This window comes from Prochlorococcus sp. MIT 1300 (assembly GCF_034092375.1).
Lineage (GTDB): Bacteria > Cyanobacteriota > Cyanobacteriia > PCC-6307 > Cyanobiaceae > MIT-1300.
In genome coordinates this window covers 932,654-955,094 of record NZ_CP139302.1, presented here as the reverse complement: position 1 = coordinate 955,094, position 22,441 = coordinate 932,654, and the positions used below count along the sequence as shown (strand labels likewise).

The 22,441-nt window shown below is 42.8% G+C and carries 21 protein-coding genes; 4 read left to right on the top strand and 17 right to left on the bottom strand.

The annotated features are described in order from the left end of the window. Positions 1–47: 47 nt before the first annotated feature. From SOI83_RS05060 to mnmE, 4 genes are all read right to left on the bottom strand, one after another. The gene (locus tag SOI83_RS05060) at positions 48–1,166 is read right to left on the bottom strand and encodes a histidinol-phosphate transaminase (protein ID WP_320675527.1); all 1,119 of its coding nucleotides are present in this window, start codon (positions 1,164–1,166) and stop codon (positions 48–50) included. Continuing rightward, positions 1,166–2,977, bottom strand: a complete 1,812-nt coding sequence (argS, locus tag SOI83_RS05055) for an arginine--tRNA ligase (RefSeq protein ID WP_320675526.1) — start codon at positions 2,975–2,977, stop codon at positions 1,166–1,168. Before argS ends, SOI83_RS05060 begins: the two co-directional genes overlap by 1 nt. Positions 2,978–3,042: 65 nt before the next feature. Further along, the gene (nadC, locus tag SOI83_RS05050; protein WP_320675525.1) at positions 3,043–3,915 is read right to left on the bottom strand and encodes a carboxylating nicotinate-nucleotide diphosphorylase; all 873 of its coding nucleotides are present in this window, start codon (positions 3,913–3,915) and stop codon (positions 3,043–3,045) included. Positions 3,916–3,986: 71 nt separating this feature from the next. After that, positions 3,987–5,375 carry a tRNA uridine-5-carboxymethylaminomethyl(34) synthesis GTPase MnmE gene (gene mnmE, locus SOI83_RS05045; RefSeq protein WP_320675524.1) on the bottom strand — a complete coding sequence of 463 codons (1,389 nt, stop codon included), beginning with the start codon at positions 5,373–5,375 and terminating at the stop codon, positions 3,987–3,989. Positions 5,376–5,463: 88 nt separating this feature from the next. Here mnmE and SOI83_RS05040 point away from each other — a divergent pair, with 88 nt between their 5' ends. Further along, positions 5,464–5,889 (top strand): DUF2062 domain-containing protein, encoded by a 426-nt coding sequence (locus SOI83_RS05040; RefSeq protein ID WP_320675523.1) that lies wholly within the window; start codon positions 5,464–5,466, stop codon positions 5,887–5,889. A gap of 181 nt (positions 5,890–6,070) precedes the next feature. Here SOI83_RS05040 and SOI83_RS05035 read toward each other — a convergent pair whose 3' ends face one another. Continuing rightward, entirely contained in the window at positions 6,071–8,401 is a 2,331-nt protein-coding gene (locus SOI83_RS05035) for a bifunctional (p)ppGpp synthetase/guanosine-3',5'-bis(diphosphate) 3'-pyrophosphohydrolase (protein WP_320675522.1), read from the bottom strand. Positions 8,402–8,456: 55 nt separating this feature from the next. On the opposite strand from SOI83_RS05035, the gene SOI83_RS05030 reads away from it, so the two are divergent. Then, positions 8,457–10,076 carry an ABC transporter ATP-binding protein gene (locus SOI83_RS05030; protein WP_320675521.1) on the top strand — a complete coding sequence of 540 codons (1,620 nt, stop codon included), beginning with the start codon at positions 8,457–8,459 and terminating at the stop codon, positions 10,074–10,076. Here SOI83_RS05030 and SOI83_RS05025 read toward each other — a convergent pair. From SOI83_RS05025 to SOI83_RS05015, 3 genes are read right to left on the bottom strand one after another with little or no spacing between them, the layout of a single operon-like run. Continuing rightward, entirely contained in the window at positions 10,044–11,045 is a 1,002-nt protein-coding gene (locus SOI83_RS05025; RefSeq protein WP_320675520.1) for an RluA family pseudouridine synthase, read from the bottom strand. The two genes, SOI83_RS05030 and SOI83_RS05025, sit on opposite strands and share 33 nt — an antisense overlap. Continuing rightward, complete coding sequence (ylqF, locus tag SOI83_RS05020; RefSeq protein ID WP_320677654.1) at positions 11,042–11,908, bottom strand: ribosome biogenesis GTPase YlqF; 867 nt, start codon at positions 11,906–11,908, stop codon at positions 11,042–11,044. Before ylqF ends, SOI83_RS05025 begins: the two co-directional genes overlap by 4 nt. Further along, a complete protein-coding gene (locus SOI83_RS05015; protein ID WP_320675519.1) occupies positions 11,905–12,288 on the bottom strand; it encodes a universal stress protein in 384 nt (127 codons plus the stop codon). The genes ylqF and SOI83_RS05015 overlap by 4 nt, the downstream gene beginning before the upstream one ends. Positions 12,289–12,422: 134 nt before the next feature. Here SOI83_RS05015 and SOI83_RS05010 point away from each other — a divergent pair, with 134 nt between their 5' ends. Next, entirely contained in the window at positions 12,423–13,631 is a 1,209-nt protein-coding gene (locus SOI83_RS05010) for a phosphoglycerate kinase (RefSeq protein ID WP_320675518.1), read from the top strand. A gap of 129 nt (positions 13,632–13,760) precedes the next feature. Here SOI83_RS05010 and SOI83_RS05005 read toward each other — a convergent pair whose 3' ends face one another. Continuing rightward, positions 13,761–14,504: a hypothetical protein gene (locus SOI83_RS05005; protein ID WP_320675517.1), complete on the bottom strand. Its 744-nt coding sequence runs from the start codon at positions 14,502–14,504 to the stop codon at positions 13,761–13,763. A 56-nt stretch (positions 14,505–14,560) separates the two neighbouring features. On the opposite strand from SOI83_RS05005, the gene SOI83_RS05000 reads away from it, so the two are divergent. Further along, the gene (locus SOI83_RS05000; RefSeq protein ID WP_320675516.1) at positions 14,561–15,634 is read left to right on the top strand and encodes a UDP-N-acetylglucosamine--N-acetylmuramyl-(pentapeptide) pyrophosphoryl-undecaprenol N-acetylglucosamine transferase; all 1,074 of its coding nucleotides are present in this window, start codon (positions 14,561–14,563) and stop codon (positions 15,632–15,634) included. Here SOI83_RS05000 and SOI83_RS04995 read toward each other — a convergent pair. From SOI83_RS04995 to nusG, 8 genes are all read right to left on the bottom strand, one after another. After that, the gene (locus SOI83_RS04995; RefSeq protein WP_320675515.1) at positions 15,627–16,709 is read right to left on the bottom strand and encodes a threonine-phosphate decarboxylase; all 1,083 of its coding nucleotides are present in this window, start codon (positions 16,707–16,709) and stop codon (positions 15,627–15,629) included. The two genes, SOI83_RS05000 and SOI83_RS04995, sit on opposite strands and share 8 nt — an antisense overlap. 132 nt (positions 16,710–16,841) lie before the next feature. After that, positions 16,842–18,020, bottom strand: coding sequence for a quinone-dependent dihydroorotate dehydrogenase (locus tag SOI83_RS04990; RefSeq protein WP_320675513.1), 1,179 nt, complete (start codon positions 18,018–18,020; stop codon positions 16,842–16,844). Beyond that, on the bottom strand, positions 18,020–18,790 hold the full coding sequence (locus tag SOI83_RS04985; protein WP_320675512.1) for a ribonuclease H: 771 nt from the start codon (positions 18,788–18,790) through the stop codon (positions 18,020–18,022). Before SOI83_RS04985 ends, SOI83_RS04990 begins: the two co-directional genes overlap by 1 nt. 476 nt (positions 18,791–19,266) lie before the next feature. After that, a complete protein-coding gene (gene rplL / locus SOI83_RS04980; RefSeq protein ID WP_320675511.1) occupies positions 19,267–19,659 on the bottom strand; it encodes a 50S ribosomal protein L7/L12 in 393 nt (130 codons plus the stop codon). 55 nt (positions 19,660–19,714) lie between these two features. Next, the gene (gene rplJ, locus SOI83_RS04975; protein WP_320675510.1) at positions 19,715–20,242 is read right to left on the bottom strand and encodes a 50S ribosomal protein L10; all 528 of its coding nucleotides are present in this window, start codon (positions 20,240–20,242) and stop codon (positions 19,715–19,717) included. Between the two features lie 238 nt (positions 20,243–20,480). Then, positions 20,481–21,185, bottom strand: coding sequence for a 50S ribosomal protein L1 (gene rplA, locus SOI83_RS04970; RefSeq protein ID WP_320675509.1), 705 nt, complete (start codon positions 21,183–21,185; stop codon positions 20,481–20,483). A gap of 81 nt (positions 21,186–21,266) precedes the next feature. Beyond that, entirely contained in the window at positions 21,267–21,692 is a 426-nt protein-coding gene (gene rplK / locus SOI83_RS04965; RefSeq protein WP_320675508.1) for a 50S ribosomal protein L11, read from the bottom strand. A 110-nt stretch (positions 21,693–21,802) separates the two neighbouring features. Then, the gene (gene nusG, locus SOI83_RS04960; protein ID WP_320677652.1) at positions 21,803–22,408 is read right to left on the bottom strand and encodes a transcription termination/antitermination protein NusG; all 606 of its coding nucleotides are present in this window, start codon (positions 22,406–22,408) and stop codon (positions 21,803–21,805) included. Between the last annotated feature and the right edge of the window lie 33 nt (positions 22,409–22,441).

Here is a 22,441-nt window from a genome sequence, read left to right as displayed (position 1 = left end):
ATTCGTAGAGGCTGGTCCTGGCATTAACTATATGATTTATGAAAGAATTATTGAATCTCATGCTTTGAAAATACCTGCCAAAATTGTTTCATTTGCTCAGTAGTTCCAATACTTACTCTTAAAGACCCTTCGATTAGTGGCTTGCCTTGCATATCTCTAATAAGTATTCCATCCTTTTTTAATAACTTAGTAATTTCTTGAGGATTTCTATTAGGCCATATGAGCAAGTAATTTCCTCCATCAGCGTGATAAATTGCCCCACTATTCTCTAGTTGATTGATCATCCAACTCTTAGCTTTCAAAACTTCTTTAACATAAGTGTCTATATATTCCTGATCTTTTAAGGCCTGAAATGCTGCTATCACTGCAAAACTATTAATGTCATAAGGCCCAGTCACTCTATTAATTCTTTCAATTACTTGAGAATTCCCTATTGCAAATCCAATCCTTAGCCCAGCCAATCCAGCCGTTTTTGAAAAAGAACGCAAGATTACTATGTTAGGAAAAGCCGTAAAATCTAATTGAGACAAAAGACTGTCGCTAGTAAATGCTTCATATAATTCATCAACTACAAAAAGTGTATTTGAAGATCGATTTGCCCATTCAATTATTTTTTGAGGAGAGAGCCTTGTCCCGGTGGGATTATTAGGGTTACAGATCATGCAAATTCGAGGTTTGTTCTTTATTAGAAACGCATTAAATTCATCTACAGGGAAGAGGAAATTCTTTTTTTTATAAGGGATTGCTTTGACTTTCATGCCTTGCATCTCAGCACATGGTTTGTAGTAACCAAAGGTGGGAGATGTAGTTAAAAGTTGATCTTTACGATCCCCATAAGCATGGAAGATTGCATGAATTGCCCCATCGACTCCATTAAATAAGCCAATGTGCGATGAGTTTAAATTACTGGAGGGCCTCTTTGTATTTAAATTTTGAACCATTGCCTCTCGGAGGCCATTGTATTCTGGATATATGGCGATTTGATTGGCTGGAATATTGCGAAGTGCCTGAACTACTAGCGGACTTGGCCCAATGGTATTTTCATTAAAATCAAGTCTAAGAAGTTTGCGTCGGCCTTCTACAGGAGCTGAGTAACTTTTTAAGTCCTCAACTTCCTTCCTTGGCGGTGGGAACTTCTTGAAAGAATTTTTGCGTTCGAGATCCATTACATTCGCTCTAATGTGGGAATTCCAAGAAGACTTAATCCGAGTTTTAGGGTATTTGCGGTGATTAGACAGAGGCTAAGACGATTTTGGCGAGTAGGATCTTTTGCTTTGATGACGGGGATTTGGTCATAGAAGCGATTAAAACTTTGACTCAGTTCAAATAAGTAATTGCAGAGACGATTGGGTAGTAAATCTTGCTCAACCTCTACTATAATCTCATCAAATTTGAGCAATTGTCTAATTAGTGCTAACTCCTGTGGCTCCTCGAAAGAAATATCATCTGAAGATATTTTCCACTCACCTCCTTTTCTAATTATGCCCGCAATTCTTACTACTGCATATAGTAAATAAGGTGCAGTATTACCTTGTAGAGATAACATTCTATCAAAGTTGAACTGGTAGCTGGTAATTCTGTTTTGACTAAGGTCGGCGTACTTGACAGCAGCCAAACCTATCGTTTTTGAGACATGTTTGATGAATGAATCATCTTCCTTGCGCTTTTCATCCTTTAATCGGCATCGCAGATCTCTTTCCGCTCTTGATATTGACTCGTCTAGCAGATCCCGAAGCTTGACGGTATCTCCTGAGCGAGTTTTGAGTTTCTTCCCGTCTTCTCCTAGGACAAGACCAAATGGTACGTGCTGTAATTCACCTCCATTAGGAATCCAATTGGCTCGATTGGCTATTTCGAAAACGCTTTCAAAATGATTGGCTTGGCCAGAATCGGTTACGTAAATTATTCGACGTGCCCCATCTCCTTTTGGTGGCTTTCCAAACCGGTAGCGAATAGCCGCAAGATCAGTGGTGGCATAATTAAAACCTCCATCTCGCTTTTGAACTATTACGGGAGGTTTCTTATGCCCTTTTTGGGTTGCACTTTCCAAGAAGACACATTTAGCTCCATCGTCTTTAGTGAGCATCCCACAGCTTTGTAGATCATCTATAACTCCTCGCAGGTAGGGGTTATAGAAAGACTCTCCTCGCTCTGTTAGTTGAATATCTAGAATTGTATATATATTTTGAAAGGCTTTACGTGATTGATCACATAGCAGCTGCCAGGCCTTAATTGAGATGGGGTCACCATTTTGGAGCTTTACCACTTCATCACGCGATTTGGCTTGAAAAGCCTTATCAGAATCAAAACGTATTTTTGATTCTCTGTATAAAGTGACTAAATCTCCTAAGTCAAATGCTTCGGGAGTGTTAAGTGCAGTTGGTGCCACATCCTTTAGATGAGTAATTAGCATCCCAAATTGTGTGCCCCAATCCCCTATGTGATTTATTCGTAGAACCTTATGTCCGCGAAACTCAAGGATTCGAGCCAACGAATCTCCAATAATGGTTGAACGTAAATGCCCAACATGCATTTCCTTGGCAATATTTGGGCTAGAAAAGTCAATGATTACTGACTGGGGTTCCTCTTGAGCCCTCTTTTTGCTTATTTCAGGTACACCTAGGCGCTTATCTTTTAATCGTGTTTGGATTTCTTTAGCGAGGTAATTTGGTCGAAGAGTGAGATTTATGAATCCTGGGCCTGCGATTTCTGGATGCTCGCAAATGTTCAAAAAATTTTTTTCAGTTATTAACTCCTCCACTATGGCTTGGGCGATTTGTCGAGGAGGTTTTTTAATTACTTTTGCTAATGAGAGTGCTCCATTGATTTGAAAGTCACCAAACTCTGGCTTAGAGGCAGGGGCAAGTTGCGGATCCAGAGATATTCCGGCAATCCTTGCCTCCTCAATCTCTTGAGGAAAGGCTTGCTGGAGGGCGGTTTTTACTTGCTTGCCTAGAGTTGTTGAAAGGGTAAGCATGAGAGTGGATCGACCTCAGTAAAAAGTGTGGACTTTAGTGATCACTGATGAGCAATTTTGGTGCATTACTTAAATTGGTCGAATCTCATGCTGAGATCCAGCCATGAGCTACGGGTAATTGGCGCACTAGTTGAAATCAAGTCCACTCCTGTTGCAGCAAAAGCCTTGAGCTCATCGGTTCTTATGCCTGAAGCCTCAATCACAATTTCTTTAGAGGTGTAAGGGCAGGAACGACTTTTAGCCAGTTCTCGTAATTTTGGTATAAGCAATTTAAGTTCTTCAGGAGAAAATTCATCTAAGAGGACTCCATCTGCACCAGCGAGGACAGCTTCCTTGGCTTGGTTAGCGGTTTCAGCTTCCACTATTACTTTAGATGTCCATGGGGCCGAAGCTTTGACTGCATCAATTGCGGTCTGAATTCCTCCAGCCCAAGCTATGTGATTTTCTTTGAGCATTGCTGCATCATCTAGACCAAGACGATGATTGACGCCACCTCCACATCTGATGGCATATTTTTCGAGTAAACGCATACCTGGAGTCGTTTTGCGTGTGTCGGCAAGTCGTACATTTGTCCTTTCAAGTTGTTTTACTAGCTCAGCAGTTGCTGATGCAATGCCTGAAAGTCTCATGGCTAGATTTAATGCTGTTCTTTCACCAGCAACAAGAGCAGATGCGGGGCCGTGAAGTTCAAGTACACGTTGGTTTGTGAGGACTGGTTCTCCATCTTTGACTAGCAGCTCTATTTGAACTTCTTGATTCACTTTTTTGAATAGCTGTTCAACGAATGGTCCCCCGCAGAAGGTTCCCTCTGCTTTTGCTATCCAATAAGCTGATCCTTCTAAGTTTTTGAGGGCAACGCTCGTAAGATCTCCTCTCCCTAAATCTTCATCTAACCAGGTATCTAAAAGGCGGTTTAATCCAGGGGTAAGCAAATCCACTACTTTGGGTTGTTGAAGAGTTGTTTTATTGAGCTTATTAAGTGTCAGACTGATTCGCTTTGAGTTTTAGTTCATTTACCAATACAGAAGCGTGAAAAGATTCGGTCTAGCAATTCTTCAGTTACCTCTTGTCCAGTTATTTCGCCTAAGCTCCGTATCGCTTCACGAAGGTCAATTGTCCAAAAATCTAAGGGCAACCTATTTTCTGCGGTTTGTTGGATTTTTTCTAGTGAACCAATTGCTTGAGCAGCAAGGTCCTTTTGCCTGTCATTGAGAGCAAGTACAATTCCATTAAGATCTGATGCGCCACAGGCCCTTAAGAGAGCATCTATAAATTCTTTTTCACCTTCACCGTTAAGTGCGCTAATCCTTATATCAGGCAGGATTCTCGAGGATTGTGTGCCCTTAGGGAATCGTTTTGGAGAAGCTTTGAGATCTGATTTGTTCCCTACAATCAGCTTTGGAACATCTATAGGAATCTTGCTTAAGAGTGCAGCATCTTCTTCACTCCAACCAATCGACAAGTCAAAAATGAGGACAACAACGTCTGCACTACCTAAAGCTTGATGGCTACGATTGATGCCTTCCTTTTCGATTGCATTAGTAGTCGTTCGGATTCCAGCTGTATCTAGCAAAGTAATAGGCACTCCTTGTAAAATGATTGCACTTTCAAGTAAGTCTCTTGTTGTACCTGGATGGGAGGTGACGATCGCCCGTTCTTGACCAGAGAGACGATTGAGTAACGAGCTTTTGCCAACATTCGGTAGACCTATTAAGGCTACTTGAAGTCCTTTATGAAGTACTTGACCTTTATTTGCTTCATCAATCAGCTTGCTAAGGCCAGCTTTAACTTCGTTTAGTTGACTTAGTATTTCTATTTCATTGAGAGCAGGTAGATCTTCTTCAAAGTCAATCCTTGCCTCGATTTCGCTTAATTGGTTAAGTAGGTGTTCTCTGAGAGGGTTAATTTGAGCTTGAATGCCTCCATCTAAGCCAGTCATAGCTAGTTGTGCAGCTCTTTGACTACGTGCAGCTATTAGTTGGCTGATCGCTTCAGCTCTGGTTAGATCAATGCGGCCATTTAAAACAGCTCGCTTACTGAATTCGCCTGGAAGAGCTCTACGAACTCCTGGTTGTGAAAGAACTCGTTGCAATACACGTTCAACATTGACAAGCCCGCCATGACAGTGGATCTCGATGACATCTTCTCCTGTGAAGCTTCTCGGTGACTTCAGAATTAATACCAATACTTCATCTATATGATCTTTCCCGTCTTGATCAGTTACATACCCATAGACAATGTGATGACTTGCCCAGATTTGTTTTCCGGGTATCGATAAGATTTCTTTGCTAATTTTTTCAGCATCTGGACCGGATATTCTCACCACTGCAATTCCTCCTTCATTAGGAGATAAGGCCGTAGCTATTGCTGCAATCGTTTCTTCAGTGGGATCAGCCATAGATGATTAATTCCTCAATCCTTACTACGATCCAAAACACCATGTAGCAATATTCCTAGAGGTTCTCATGGTTCCTCCCCTTCGAGCAATGAGGCGTAAGTTTCGTCGTTGGTTGGTTTGGTTGTGGCAACAAGAAGGTACACCAGTGGAGCGTGCAATAGGCTTGGCCTTAGGTGCCTTTAGTGGTTGTTTCCCACTATTTGGTTTTCAGACCTTATTAGGTCTTTCTCTTGCTACTATTTTCCATGGCAATCGTCTCTTAGCTGTAATAGGGACTTGGATTAGTAATCCAGTGACTTATTTGCCGTTGTATTGGTTGAACTACAAAGTTGGATGTGCAGTGCTTGGAGAGGCTGAAACGTTACCTGAGCTTAGAGAGGTTACTTTTCAGAGCCTTTGGCATCAAGGTTGGATTTTTAGTCAAAGGCTGATGCTTGGGTCAGCTTTAATAGGTTGCTTTGTTGCTGGTTTTGTTGGAGTTATTTCATATCGTGCTTTTAAGAAAACAAATTGAAGTTAGCAGCCTCCAAACATACATTGTCAATCAAAGAAAGATTTATTGATTCGTCTCTCTATACGAATTTAGTTGTTTAATGATTATATTCTTGAGCTAATCATGTAAAAGTTGTCAATTGCTACTTTGATTTTTTGGGCCTCATAGATTTTAAATGTTTCTATTATTCAGGCTATGAAGATTAGCTCAACCCAGTGCGAGCAATATCTAACACGTCAGCTATAGATTTGATTTGATCGATCGTTTTCGACAATTGCTCTGCGTTATTTAGTTCTACACGGAGGTCAATGCACGCTGGTTTGCTATAGGCAGTTTTGACGCGGGCATCGCTCACATTTATTTCGCTATCTGAAAGGCGCATCAAGATGTCCTTGAGAATTCCTACTCGATCAATTGCTTCTATTCTTAATTGCACGGGGAAGCGCTCATTCGCTAGGGCATTACTTGAATTCCAGCGCACTGGAAGTCGACGTTCGCTCGGCGTAGACAGTATGTTTTGACAATCTTGACGATGAATGGTTATCCCATGGTTGCCCAGTGCAACAGTGCCTAGTATTAATTCGCCTGGCAATGGACTGCAGCATCCTCCAAGTCGATAGTCCAGTCCTTCAACTCCAAGAATAGGAATATTCTCTCTATTAGTTTGCTTAGAATGATTAGCTTCGTTTTGATTAGTTAATTTCTTGGCAACATCATCATTGCTCAAGGTTTGTTGAGGGGGTTCGCTATTTAGTCGGACTTCTTCTCTAAGTCGATTTAATGCTTGTTGAAGGGTGACAGCGCCAAATCCAAGTGCAGCTAATAAATCTTCAGTGCTTTTTAAGTTGCATCGCTCTGATACCCGTGTCATTGCATCACTGGTGAGTAATGCTTCAAACCCACTCCGTCCAAGCTCCCGTTCTAATAATTCTTTGCCCCTGAGTATGGTTTCATCTCTATGACTACGTTTGTACCATTGTCGAATTCGATTTCGAGCGGTAGGTGTGGCTACAAAATTCAACCAATCGAGACTTGGATGAGCTGCCTTATTTGTAAGAACCTCTACAAAATCACCATTTTTAAGAAGAGTTGATAAAGAACACAGGCGATCATTGATTCGACTGCCATGACAATGATTCCCTACTTCTGAGTGAATTCGATAAGCAAAGTCGATTGCAGTTGACCCTTTGCGTAGGCCGACAACATCGCCTTTTGGAGTAAATACAAATACCTCTTCATCAAATAAATCTTCTTTTATTGAGGCTAAGTAGTCATTATGATCATCATTGCCTCCCTCTTGTTGCCATTCAACTAATTGGCGGAGCCAATTGAAGCGTTCTGTGTCGCCTATAGCAGGGGACCCACCTTCTTTGTATTTCCAATGAGCGGCGATCCCGAATTCGGCGACTTGGTGCATTTCAGGAGTCCGTATTTGTACTTCAATCGGCCTATGGCGACCAATCACTGCAGTATGAAGTGACTGATAGCCGTTTGGTTTAGGTAGCCCAATGTAATCTTTAAAACGGCCTGGTATGGGTCTAAAAGTGTCGTGGACCACAGCTAAAGCTCTATAGCAACTTTCTACATTGGGAGCGATGATTCTTAGAGCCGCGACATCAAAAATTTCGTGAAAGGCTTTTTGTTGCCGTTGCATTTTGCTCCAAATTCCATAGAGATGTTTAGGTCGTCCACTAATGTCGCAATTTTCAAGTCCTGCAGAGGCAAGTCGATCTTTTAACAATTGAACAGTTACGGCTAATCGTTCTTCGCGCTTACTTCTTTTCGTCGCTACTTCTTGTTGTATTTCTCGGAAGGCATCTGGCTCGAGCAGTTTGAAGGCGAGATCTTCAAGTTCCCATTTGAATCTGCCTATCCCAAGACGATTTGCTAGCGGAGCGTAGATTTCCCTCGTTTCACGAGCTATTCGTTGCTGCTTGTCAGATTTTAAGGATCCGATTGTCCGCATGTTGTGCAGTCTGTCAGCTAGTTTGACAAGAACTACTCTGATATCACTAGCCATTGCTAAAAACATCTTGCGGAGATTTTCCGCTTGGGCTTCTGTTCGATTATTGAAATGAATCCCTCCTAATTTTGTGACGCCTTCAACTAAACCACGAACTTCGCTACCAAAATATTCCTCAAGTTGCTGAGGAGTTACATCTGTATCTTCAACTACATCATGCAGAAAACCTGCTGCAATAACGCTGGAACTTGCTCCTATATCTCTTAATAAGTCAGCTACAGCAATGGGATGAACAATGTAAGGGTCTCCACTTGCACGAAATTGCCCTTCATGTAGCCGGAAGGCCAAGTCAAAAGATGCTGCTAATAATGCATCTGAATCTCTTGGACAACTTTTGCCAAGTTCAGGTGGGACCTTTTCAAGACAATTTTTTAACCAAGTTGGGATAGGAACCCCATAATCATCAATATCCTTGATTGGAGTTGGACCTTCTGCAGTTGAATCACAGCCTGATTCCTCACAAACCATATAGGCTTGTGAGGAATCAGGTGCAGAGGTGACATCTGGCATCCGAACCTTCGGATAAATCTATGGTATTCAGATCCAGTACCCCTTGCTACAGATAATGCCCAATTCCTCAGGGCGGCTACTAGAAATTAATCAGCTACGTGTGCGCTATCCAAAGAACCTTGATTGGACCCTGGATGGTTTGACTTTGCAGGTTTCGCAAGGAGAGTGCCTGGCTTTAGCTGGTCCGTCTGGTTGTGGAAAGAGCACTTTGGCGAGGACTCTTTTAGGACTTCTTCCTTCTGGTTCTAAATGTGAAGGAGAAGTCTGTGTGGCGGGGATTGATTTCAGATCAATAACAGAAAGCAACCTAAGAAAAGTACGAGGTCAAACAATTGGCTTGGTCTATCAAGACCCAATGACACGTTTGAACCCTCTAATGACCGCAGGAGAACATCTTCTGGACACCTTGAGTAGACATCGGCCAGAAACTGACCGCAGTTGGAGAGAGCGAAAAGCTCAGGAATTACTAGACAAAGTCAAAATAGGGACTAATCGATTTAATTCATATCCTCATGAATTTAGTGGTGGTATGCGACAGAGACTTGCTATCGCTTTGGCGATTGCTTTAAGTCCCTCTCTCGTAATTGCTGATGAGCCCACAACCAGCCTTGATGTTGCTGTCGCCAATCAGGTGATGTTAGAACTTAAGAGCTTATGCATTGAACTGGGCAGTGCGCTTCTTTTAATAACGCATGACTTGGCAATTGCTAATAGGTGGTGTGAACAACTGGCAATAATTGCTAATGGCAAGGTTGTTGAGAAAAGCAAAACTCAAGATCTTCTTTTAGCTCCTCAATCTGATACTGCGAAGAGATTGGTTAAGGCTGCACGAGAGAGAGAAGGCATTTTTGTTTCTAAACCAAATGCAAATGCTTCCAGAACTGTTTTAGAAGTGGAGGGTCTGAGGTGTTGGTATCCGCAGGGCGGTTGGCCATGGGCCCCAAAATGGTTCAAGGCAGTTGAGGTTGTAACTTTTGATCTTCATGCAGGCGAGTGTCTTGGAGTAGTAGGGGCATCGGGCTGCGGCAAAAGCACCCTTTGTAGAACTTTGATAGGACTTGAGCCTTTAAGAGGGGGGCGAGTAAATCTTCTAGGCAAGGATTTATTTCGTTTGAAGGGAAAGGCTTTGAGAAATGCTCGCATGGCTTTGCAGATGGTCTTTCAGGATCCATCTGCTTGCCTGAATCCCAAGATGACCATCGCGGAGGCAGTAGCTGATCCTTTATTGATTCACAATTTGTGTAGCGTTGTTCAAGCTAAGGAAAGAGCACGCGAACTTCTTGAACAGGTTGGACTGAGTCCAGTTGAGGAATATCAGAATCGTTTCCCTAGAGAACTTTCAGGTGGTCAGCAGCAACGTGTATCTATAGCAAGGGCATTGGCTCTAAATCCTAAAGTCCTTATTTGCGACGAAAGTATAAGTATGTTGGATTCGATAATACAAATGGATGTATTAAGGTTGTTAGGGAAAATCCAGAAAGAGCTTGGTTTGGCAGTGTTGTTCATAACCCATGATTTAGTAGTTGCAGCCAGTTTTTGCCATCGTATTATTGTTTTAGATAAGGGCAAAGTTGTTGAAGAAGGGCCTGCAGATCTGGTGCTTAAATCACCTCGAAATTTGGTTACGCAGAAATTGTTGGCCTCATGCCCTAGAGTCCCTTTGGTAAATGGTTGATTGATATCTTTTGCGTAACAGGTCAATCAAATGTTGAAAATATTCAGGCAGTGGAGCCTCGAACTTCATTCGATTTTTATTTGCAGGATGATCTAATTCAAGTTTTATTGCATGCAATACTTGGCCTTTGAGAGGTATTGGCAGTTTTTTGCAGCGGCTATAAGTAATGTCTCCCAGAATAGGATGCCCTATGTGTGCACAATGTACACGGATTTGGTGAGTTCTTCCAGTGTCTAATTTAAACCCTAGTAGGGAATAATCACCAAGTCTCTCGATAAGATGCCAGTGAGTAATTGCTTTTCTACCCTTTTCCTCATTAACAACTGCGTATTTCTTTCGGTCTATTGGATGGCGTCCTATTGCCCCTGAAATTGTTCCTTTTTCTTCTGTCGGGGCCCCGTGGACTATGGCTAAGTAGTTTCTTGATGCGATTCTCTTTTGAATTTGAAGTTGTAGTTTTACTAGTGCTTCTTGACTTTTGGCGACAACAATACAACCTGTCGTGTCTTTATCTAGCCGATGCACTATCCCAGGTCGAAGTTCACCACCGATCCCTGGCAAATCTTTGCAGTGATGTAAGAGACCGTTTACCAAGGTCCCATCTTTATTACCAGGTGCAGGATGAACTGTCAGCCCAGCTGTTTTGTTGATCACGATGAGATGTGAGTCTTCAAAAAGCACATCTAGCTTCATTTCTTGAGGCTTGAGGTGTTCTAAGGGTTCTGGTGGTGGCATCCACAGCAACACCTCGTCTCCTTGATGAAGAGGGGTTTTGGCTTTACCTGTGACGCCGTTAACAAGAACAAAACCGGCAGTAATGAACTTTTGAATCCTGGCTCGACTTTGTTCTTTCCTTTGGCTTACTAGCCATCTATCTAATCTCATTGGCAATGGCTTTGGATAGTGGAGTTTGAGTAGTTGTCCCTCTCCTTCTCCAAAGGCAGTGTGATGGGAGTTTGTGAGGTTCACGGCAATTCAAGGGAGATTGCCCCCAGTAATGTTTTTCTAAAGTCATCAAGCAGCCTCTGAGCCATCCTTGCCGTATCTCCCGATGTATGGGTGGCAGCAACTTGTATAAGCCATTGATGCACTTGGTCGGATTCTTGAGGATATGGAGCCCCGTATCTGTTCCCTAGAACGACTTGAGGAGCTCCTTTAAAGCTTCTTTCTGGTAGGGAGCTCAATAAATTTAAAAATGCCAAAGCTACTGACTCCACGTCATAGGCAGCTTGTCCAATGTCATCACAAACAGCAAGCCTCAGAGCAGCCTTTTGGTTGTCTAGACGAGGGGGTAGTACCCCAGGAGCATCTAACAGATCTAGCTCTTTCCCGAGACGTACCCAGCGAAGACTTCGGGTAACTCCAGCTTTTCTTGCACTGGCTACGACTTTTTGACCTACTAGTCGATTGATTAATGCAGATTTACCAACATTTGGGAAGCCGAGAGTTAGAGCTCTTACGGCTCTTGGGCGCATGCCCCGTCTCATTCTGCGTTGATTGAGTTGACTTCCTGCTTTGATTGCAGCTTGAAGTAATTGCTTTGTTCCTGTTCCCGATTTTGCATCACACCACCAAGGCTGTAGGAGAGTCTCATGGCGGAACCATTCGTCCCAAGCTTTCATTGCTTCAGGCGTGATCATGTCTCGACGGTTGATAACTAGGAGATGTTTCTTGTTTTGAATCCACCGATCGAGATGAGGATGAGATGTTGAGATAGGTATACGTGCATCCCTCACTTCAATAACTAGATCAACTTTTTCAAGTTGATATTTAAGTTGTTGCTCTGCCTTGGCTATGTGGCCTGGATACCACTGTATTGCTGGAGTGCTCACGGCACTACAAGAACTGGACATGGTGCCAGTTGTATCACTTTTGAAGCTGTGCTTTCAGTTTTGCCTTCGATATTGATCCCTCTTGTTCCCATAATAATTAAATCTACATTTAGTTCATCAGCTACATCGCAGATCACAAACGCAGGCTTACCTTTGCGTTCGATTGCATCACATGAGACGCCTCCTTGTTCAAATTTTTCTCGAACACTTGCTAAAAGTGCGGAAACTGATTCAGAAGTATTGACTTCTGCGCTATCAGGCTCAACAACGGAAAGGATTGTTAAGTGGCTCCCATCTTTTCTAGCCAGTTCTAAGGCTTTACAAGCAGTTTCAATAGCCTGCCTGCTCTGATCAATTGGGAAAAGAATGGTTTCGAACATTGAGATCCTTGTTATGCCAGGACTTAATTGCTTACTAGCTCAGTCTGGAAAGATTGGCCTTCCTTTCAGCTATTCCAAATAATTCCGCCCAAGGGTTAGTCTCAGCGCGTTTGATATTGTTCTCAAAAATTCTCATGGCCAAGCGCTCTCTGTCTAGCCTTAAAGCAGTTGATTTACGCGGAAAGCGTGTCTTAGTGCGAGTTGACTTCAACGTACCTTTAAACGATTCAGGCTTAATAACTGATGACACTCGTATTAGAGCAGCATTGCCGACAATTCAAGATCTTGTTGAGAAAGGATCACAGGTGATTCTTTCAGCTCATTTTGGCCGTCCCAAAGGAAAGGTTAATGAAGCTATGCGGTTAACACCAGTTGCTGCACGATTGAGTGATTTATTAGGAAAACCGGTTGTTAAGACAGAAAGCTGTGTTGGTGGTGATGCTCAGTCAAAGGTCAATTCGATGAAAGATGGAGATGTAGTGCTTTTGGAGAATGTGAGGTTTTTTGCGGAAGAAGAAAAGAATGATGTTGACTTTGCTAAGCAACTTGCCAGCCTTGCACAGGTATATGTGAATGATGCTTTTGGAGCAGCTCATAGAGCTCATGCCTCGACTGAGGGTGTGGCCAAATTCCTGAGTCCAAGTGTGGCTGGTTATCTAATGGAGAAAGAACTTCAGTACCTTCAAGGAGCTGTTGATGAGCCCAAACGCCCTTTAGCAGCAATTGTTGGGGGCTCAAAAGTAAGTAGTAAGATAGGTGTTCTTGAATCTTTGATAGATAAGTGTGACAAGGTCCTCATAGGAGGAGGGATGATATTTACTTTTTATAAGGCACGTGGCCTTTCAGTTGGCAAGAGTCTAGTTGAAGAAGATAAGCTTGATTTGGCTAAAGAGCTTGAAGAAAAGGCCAAAGCAAAAGGTGTTCAATTATTACTACCTAATGATGTTATTTTGGCAGATAACTTTTCCCCTGATGCAAATAGTCAAACTGCCTCAATTGATTCGATACCAGATGGCTGGATGGGATTAGATATTGGACCAGATTCAGTGAAGGCTTTTCAAGATGCTTTAGCTGATTGTCAAACTGTTATTTGGAATGGTCCCATGGGAGTCTTTGAATTTGACAAGTTTGCTGCTGGGACTAACGCTATAGCCAATACTCTTGCTGAAATAGGTACAAAAGGCTGTTGCACGATTATTGGAGGTGGAGATTCTGTAGCTGCTGTAGAAAAGGCAGGGTTGGCTGAAAAGATGTCACACATTTCTACAGGCGGAGGGGCTAGTCTAGAGTTGCTTGAAGGGAAAGTGCTCCCTGGAGTATCGGCACTAGATGATGCCTCTTAAAAGTAAGTTTCTAAATTAATACCTTCTATAATAAGTTGGCTTGCTTAATGTGCTTACAGATCAATCCTAATTGATAATTGTCTGCCACTTGTTCTAGATATTTATTTGTAGGTTTCTTTTGTACAAGTATCAAGGAGATATACCCCTTGGAGTTGTCACAACACGTACTCGTTTAGTTACTGAAATGATTCCATCTGGATGAGTTAACAGCGCTGACCAGGTTTGCACCCCTGGAGTGATAGGAGCTTGTACTGATTTGAATAATCCGCCTCCTGCCATTGGGGAAATTTCAATGACAGGGTTTACTTGGTTGCGAACCTCATCCTCGCTAAGCGCAATTAAGCCACCGGCAACAATTGCTCTGCCTAGAGGCTTGTCAAAAATGATATCTACGTCATATTTAGTTCCAGTTAGTACTTCGTCTGGAATTAATAAACTTATAGAAAGTTTATTATCATTACTTCGCAGTACTGATTGCTCATGGAGAATCTCTTGGTTAATAATTTGATTGCCATTGCTTCTAAATGCAATCTTTTGAGTCGCTTCTAAAGTGTATTCCTGGTGTTTTGAATATTGTTTTCCTTTAATAAGGATTTCAACCATTTTTCTACCGTCCTCAAGATCTGGAGATCTTTTTATAATCCAGTTTGAATTAGGGAAGCGAGCTAGGAAGTTGCGATATTTGCTCTCGAGCTCAGCAGATAACTCTCTTGAAAGTAGCCCTTTTGACGTTTGTGAGCTTGGGTTGGAAAGTGCCTTTTCAAGACGGTTCTTGAGTGTTTCAAAGTCCTCCCCGCGTGTAGAAGTGGGATTGACTGCCAGAACAGTAGCTAGGAATAATGAGCCGAGTATTAATTGCAGTCGCTGGTGCACTTTGTAAGTCATTGCAATCCAGATAAGTTAAGCGGCAAATCTTTGTGATGAGGTAAATGCCCAGGCTTCTTATTGCCGCAAGTGGGACTGGTGGACACATTTTCCCAGCCCTTGCCGTGGCGAAGGCCTTGCCCTCGTCTTGGACAGTCAGTTGGCTTGGCGTTCCAGATAGGCTTGAAACAAGTTTAGTCCCAGATAGTTATCAGCTGTTAACTGTTCGAGCAGGCGGCCTGCATGGTAAGGGAGTTCGTCGCTTTAGCCAGTTTTTTCAGTTGCTTTTAGCGAGTGGGAGTGTGATGTTTTTTTTGCGAAGACATCGTATTGAGGTGGTCTTCACTACTGGTGGATATATTGCTGCACCAGCAATTCTTGCTGCATGGTTTTGTGGGATACCTGTTGTATTGCATGAATCAAACGCTATCCCAGGTCGCGTTACTCGGTTGATGGCAGGTTTGTGCCAATCAGTTGCTATTGGCTTGCCGTTGGCAGGTAGCAAACTGAAGAATTGTCATCCTGTTCTAACAGGTACTCCTGTTAGAGAAAAGTTTCTGTCGCCTCAGCCGTTGCCAATCTGGGTTCCTGTTGGGGAAGGACCTTTGTTGGTAATTATTGGAGGTAGTCAAGGTGCTTTGGGGCTCAATAAAATGGTTCGACCTCTTTTTGCTTCTTTGTTAGATGCAGGTTGCCGTGTTGTTCATATAACTGGTGAGAATGATCATGAGCTTTGCCAGTTAAGTAATCCCAATTTTGTAGAAAAAACCTTTACATATGAAATCCCTGGTTTGTTTCAACACGCTGATCTTGCTATTAGTAGGGCAGGGGCAGGGAGCCTCAGTGAATTAGCTATATCGGGTACTCCAGCTATTTTGGTTCCATATCCATATGCAACTGATCAGCATCAAGAAGTAAATGCTATGTGTGCTGCAGAGACAGGAGCTGCAGTGATAATTCATCAACATTTACCTGGGGAAGATGCCCTCAGCAAAACCGTTTGGAGATTGTTGCAAGTACGCTTGAATAAGGTTGAGAATATGTCTGATCCATTGATTCCAATGAGTAGGGCTATGAAGCAATTTGCAATTGCTGATGCACAACAAAGATTGATTAATTTGGTTACGGAATTTAAGTAAGTAGACCTCTAATTGCTTTATGAATCTTCTTATTTCCTTTTCTATTTTGAAGACTTACTCGCAGCCAGTTTCCTCCAAGCTTGTTAAATGACCGACAATCACGAAGTAGAATGTGTCTCTGTGCAAGTTCTTCTCTGAGTGAAACTAGTGAATGTTGACTTTCTATTAAGAAGAAATTAGTAGATGATGGATGTGGAGTAATCCCAGGGATTTGTTTGAATTTACGTTGACACCAGCTGCCTTCTTGGAGAACCCAATTATGTACTTTTTTTAGCCACTTTTGAAGGCCAGCGGTGTCTTTCATAAGCATTTCCCCTGCAGTCATGGCTAATCCATTGACTGGCCATGGGTCTCGAGATTCTCGCCAATGGTGTAGACGCTTCTCATTGCTAACTACATATCCAAGCCTTAAGCCTGCTATCCCAAAGAGTTTTGTGAGGCTTCTAATGACAATTAGATTGGGGCACATTTCTGTAAATGGTATCAGTGATTGTTTTTCGCCTACTGGAGCCAAGGGTAGAAATGCCTCATCGCAAATTACCAGTTTGTATTTTTCAACTAATGGAATGATGGATTGTTTACTCCACAGTTGGCCTGTTGGATTATGGGGATTAGTTATCCATAACACCTCTGTATTTGGTGTTATTGGAAAGGGCTGTGGGAATTCCTCTGGCCAAGAAAGAGGTAATTCTTCGTTTTGATATGTACCATGCCAGCAACGAAGTGCTCTTTTGTAGTCCGCAAAACCAGGAGAAGGTAAGCCACTTAAACCTTCTCTTGCAGCATCGCGTGCTGCCCAGGTAAAAAGTTCAGCTGCTCCGTTGCCAGGTAAAACGAAATTAGGATTTATTCCGTGCCAAGAAGCTATTGCTTTTCGTAGTTCTTCGTAGTTTCGATCTGGATAATCTCTTAGAGGACTCCTATGCAAGGCTTGTTTTAGGCAGCTTTTGAGATCCTTGGGAATAGCGAAAGGTACGATTGATGCGCTTGCATCTAAAAGGTCATTGGGTTTGCAACCTAATCTTTGGGCTTCTTGGGCAACATTGCCGCCATGGATAGGGGGGGGTGAGCTCAAGCCGGTGACAATAAATTTGTTGAGTAATGTTATTCGCTTGGAATTAACCTTGGCAAAGTTTTATTAGAAGGAGTGTTTGAGGAGGAATTTTACTAACTAAACTTTTTTTCTAAATTTAGTTGATTAAATTTACTAATTCCAGGGTATCCCTGTCCCTACAGCCTCTGAGACATTGTTGAGCCCATTTTTGTTTAGTTGATGTGAAAGCCCCTCAAGAATTCTTGGAACAAGATGAGGACCTTGAAAAATCCAACCGGTATAAATCTGTAAGAGTGAGGCACCTGCTGTAATTTTTTCCCAAGCAGCTTCTGGGCAGTCAATTCCTCCTACTCCAATGATGGGCAGATTTGAGCCAGTATTTTTATAGAGTCTTTTTATGACTTCTGTTGATCTTGCTCGCAGAGGTGAACCACTTAATCCTCCTGTTTCAAGAGAGAGCTTGCGCCCAGTTTGCTGAATAACTCTCTCTTCTAAGCCAAGTCGATTGAGACTAGTGTTGACTGCGATTAGCCCTGCGATTCTTTCTTGATAGGCGAGCTTTGCTAAATTGTCGATATCTTTATCTTGAAGATCTGGAGCAATTTTTACTAGTAATGGGGGACAATTTGGGACTTTTCGTAATTTTTCAATGAGCTTTCTTAATTGCTTGGGGCTTTGAAGATCACGCAGGTTAGGTGTATTTGGAGAACTCACATTGATCACTGCATAATCTGCTAGAGGGGCTAATCGTTCTAAGGAGCAGGCATAGTCGTCAGCTGCTAGATCGAGAGAAGTCTTGCGAGATTTGCCCAGATTGATCCCAAGGATGGCATCCCGCTGTCCAGGTGGTGGAAGATGCTGACGTTTGAGAGTTTTACGCATAATCTCTGCACCTTTGTTGTTAAACCCCATCCGATTAAGTGCCGCTTGTTCATTTGAAAGGCGAAAAAGTCTTGGGCGAGGGTTACCTGGTTGTGCATGCCAAGTAACTGTGCCTAGCTCTGCAAAACCAAACCCAAAATGATGCCATAGGCCTGCTGCGACGCCGTTTTTGTCGAACCCAGCGGCTAGACCTACTGGGTTTTTGAAGTTGCATCCAAAAAGTAATTGTTCAAGCTTTTTATCTTCAACGTTCAGCTCATTGCCCATATTTTCGATTACTTTTGACACGAATGGCGAGTTTCTTAAAAGAGAAGCTTGTCCCAATGCTAATAGTGCGGCATTAGTTAAATCTTCTGCATCTATTCCGCCGTCTTGCAACAGTAATGAACCGAAGAGGACTTTGTAAAACTTTGAGAAACTAAAAAAAGTGGTTTTAGATGATTTATTCATTAGGGTTTTTGATTGTCTTTAATAAGGCTTATAATTTTCCATCGACCACTTGTTATGGGCTCTATAAGCCAATCTCGCCAATACCAGGAAGCTGTTTTGTTTTTAATATCTTTAATAGATAGGTTTACTAATTCAGCTAATTCAGCATCTTCTAGGCTATAGCCTTCCGTTGAAATTTTATTAACAATTTCCAAGCGAGAAAGTAAAGTATTTAAATCTCTAAGTCCTTTATTTTTAATATCAGTATCCTCTGTCTGGAATGGCAAAGCATCTAGTGAGTCTACTTTACCTTTCACTCTAGAGTGTAACTCTATGGACTGCCCTTTAGAAAAACTTACTGCAATTTTGTCTACGCGATCATTGTCAGGGTCTCCACTATGTCCTTTTACATAGCTAAAAGCTACTTCGTTTATATTTGCTTGATCAAGCTCTTTCCAGAGATCCTGATTCATAACTGGTTTGCCTGCTGCTGTTAGCCAACCCTTGCGTTTCCAATTTGGCATCCATTTTTCTAAGCCATCAATGAGATATTTGCTATCTGTTCTAATTTTCAGGTTTGGGTGAATAGGAAGTGACTTTAATGTTTTGAGGAGATTTAAAGCTGCTTGTAGTTCCATTCGATTATTAGTAGTTGCTGGTTCGAAACCAGCAAACTCTTCAATACTGCCATCTTCAAAACGTATGAGTGCTGCCCATCCTCCTGGCCCAGGATTACCACTACATGCTCCGTCTGTGGCCGCAGCTATTACTCGCCCAGGAGGTTTTGACATTTCAAGATAGTGGTTGTTGTATTCAAAGCATCATTATTTTGAATGTCTACAGGATTTTCCTCATTTGTTTTGAGTTTCATCATCATTTTGTTAGTTCTTTTTAGGCAATCTCTCATTGTTGCTATGAGTCCATTTGCTTCTGCTTGAAGTTTGTTTTTGTACTTTTGAGAGTCCCTACAGATTCACTGGATTAAGCAGACTCGGATTTGACCTCAATCTTTGATAGATATAGGCCAGTTCAATTAGCGCACCTATCGCTTTATAGATTTTGGTAATTTTTAGATAAGGTTCATTCGTGTGAGGAGTGATGAAGAATTTCAGGGTCGAAACAAGGAAAGACTCCTGAGATTCTTCCACTAATAAAGCCCTGCCTGAAGCAGGGCTTTTTTTTTATGGGATAAAACTGTCATTCAAGACTGGCTTATCCCATTTTTGGAATCGGCTTGAAACTTTGAAGTTCCAAGTAATTAGCTAGTTCACTTAAGAGTGACTTTGCCGCCGGCTTCTTCGATGGCCTTCTTAAGACTTTCGGCATCGTCTTTAGAGATCCCTTCCTTAATGGTTTTTGGAGCTGCTTCCACCATGGCTTTTGCATCACCAAGACCAAGGCCTGTGGCTTCACGAACAGCTTTTAGTACTTTGATCTTTGCAGAGGCTTCAAAGCTTTCTAAAACAACATCAAATTCAGTCTTTTCTTCGGCAGGCTCGCCACCAGCAGCACCAGCGGCTCCAGGCGCGGCCATGACAACACCAGCAGATGCTGCGGCTGATACCCCAAACGCTTCTTCAATTTGCTTTACAAGCTCAGAGGCTTCAAGCAGAGAAAGCTCTTTGAGAGAGTCAAGGATCTTGTCGGTTTTTGCAGACATTTTGGAATTCAGAGCAACTGTTTAAGAGTGAAAAAGTTTGGTAGTCCTAATGAGATCAGCTTGCGCTTTTGTCAGCGTGTTGCTGTAAAGCTCGGGCAAGACCCGAAGGTACTTCGTTAATCCCAACAGCAACTTTGGTTGCTACTGCATTAATGGAACCGGCGATTTGAGCCATGAGAACTTCCTTGGAAGGAAGTTGGGCTATAGCCTTGATCTCGTCCTGAGATAACAGCCTGCCTTCGAAAAGGCCGCCTTTCGTCTCGGATTTCTTTGTTTCTTTTTGGAACGTCTGTACAGCTTTAACTGCACCACCAACATCACCTTTTACAAGGACTAATGCATTGGTGCCACTCAGTAAAGAGTTGAGACTTGACCATGCACTATTGCCATCAATTGCTTTGCGCATAAGGGTGTTTTTAGCAACCTTGCACAAACCATTACTGGCCTGCAGACGCGTCCGCAGATCAGACATTTCCTTGATGGTCAGTCCTTTGTAATCAAGGACTAGTGCCATTTCTGCATCGTCAAGGAGACTTTTGAGTTCCTTGACGATTTCTTGCTTGCTTTCCAGCGTGCGGCCCATAGGGATCGGATTGAGGGAAAAAGCTGGACATACGGCCGATTTGCCCTCCAATGAGGAGACGAGGCTCGCAGGTCGATCCAATCCACGTGGGAAAAAACCGTTGCATTTGCCTCGGCAGGGCTTATAAAAAAAACTTCCTGAGCAAGATTGCGCTGGAAATAATTAAAAACCTGCTGTCTTGGGCCGGGCGCATGCCCGTTGGCTTACGCCAATTGATAAGGATACAACAATGTGGCTATCAGTCTTGTTGCATCTCTTGCAGAGCATTTACATCAACCTCGATTGAAGGTCCCATAGTGGAAGTGACAAAAAGGCTTTTCCAATAACGACCTTTAGCACCACTAGGTTTATGCCTATCGACAGTTTCTTGAAGTGTTTTTAGGTTTTCTAGCAGGGCTTCTGCTGAGAAGCTTGCTTTACCAAAACGGACATGCACAATACCGGCGCGATCTGCCCTGAATTCGAGTTTCCCTGCTTTGAATTCTTTGATTGCAGCCGCAAGGTCTGTAGTTACAGTCCCCGCTTTGGGATTGGGCATAAGTCCTCTCGGACCTAATACACGGCCAAGCTTGGCGACTTTTGGCATCATGTCAGGCGTTGCTATTAAGAGATCAAAATCCATTTCACCCTTGTTAATAGTTTCGACAAGATCTGAGTCTCCGGCTAGTTCAGCTCCAGCAGCTTTGGCTTCACTAACTTTTTCGCCACTTGTTATCACGGCGATTCGAACACTTTGCCCTGTTCCTTGAGGAAGGGCGACCGTAGTCCTGAGCTGTTGATCGGTGTATTTAGGATCAATACCAAGGCGAATATGCGCTTCGATTGTTTCATCGAATTTTGCTGTCGCATTTTCTTTGACAAGCTGGACAGCTTCTGCGGGGAGATAAATGCGATCCTCGACTTTTGCAAGGAGACTAGTGATGCGTTTGGATGGTTTGCTCATGTTATTAACGGGGTTCTGGCGACAAAAAGATGTCTCCCCCAGAAGAAAGAACTAAATAAAGAATAGGTTTGGGTAAAGACTTTAATCCTTAACGGAAACGCCCATATTTCGGGCTGTGCCCTCAATAACTTTCATCGCCGACTCAACGCTATTGCAATTGAGGTCTGGCAATTTAGTTTTGGCAATTTCTTCAAGTTGGGCTCTGTCGATTGAGCCAACATTGCCATGTGAGGACTGGCCAGAACCTTTTTCAATACCAGCTGCTTTAGTAATGAGAACAGAAGCAGGAGGGGTTTTAGTAATGAAGGTGAAACTGCGGTCTTCGAAGACCGAAATTTCTACTGGAATTACAAAACCGGCCTTGTCCTGAGTGCGAGCGTTGTACTCCTTGCAGAACGCCATGATATTCACCCCATGTTGGCCTAGTGCAGGACCTACAGGAGGAGCTGGGTTCGCTTTGCCGGCCTGTAAGGCCAGCTTGATCACTGCTACAACTTTCTTTGCCATCTGCTAAGGGGATTGGACGACTGTGGATCACTTGGCCTATTTGGGCAAGTGCGGTGAGGTGTTGAACCTACCTCTTTGGCCGCCCTCCACAGGGAGACGACCACCTTTTTTTAGTTCTGTTTGTTGATTTGGGAAAATTCGAGTTCCACTGGGGTCTCTCTTCCAAAGATAGAGAGCAGTGCTTTTAGTTTGCTTCTTTCTCCTGAAACTTCTATTACTTCTCCTTGGAAGTCTTTGAAAGGACCTGATGTGACAATAATTTGGTCCCCTTCTGCTAGGTCGAGTTTAACTACTGTCTTTTTCTCTGCTGCACGTTTGAAAATCCTATCAACCTCACTGCGGCTTAAAGGCCTTGGTTTGATATGTCCTCTTGATTTGCCAGTTGCTCGTCGATCTTCAGCACCTACAAAATTAATTACGTTTGGTGTACTACGAACTGCCATCATTGTGTCTTCGTCGAGAACCATTCGAACTAGAACATAGCCAGGAAAGACTTTCTCCTCAGTTGATTGTCGGCTACCATCTTTTTTTAATTTCACTGCTGGTGTTTGCGGAATTTCAATCTCTAAGATCCTATTGCTAACGCCTAGGGTTACAGCTCTTTGTTCCAAAGTAGCCTTTACTTTTTTTTCGCAACTAGATGCAACTTGTATTGCATACCAACGAGAAATTGCCGTTTGTGCTTTTGGTGTTGAGGAATTATTCACATCCTCAATACTTGCTTCATTGGCAGCAGTAATTGCTTCTGA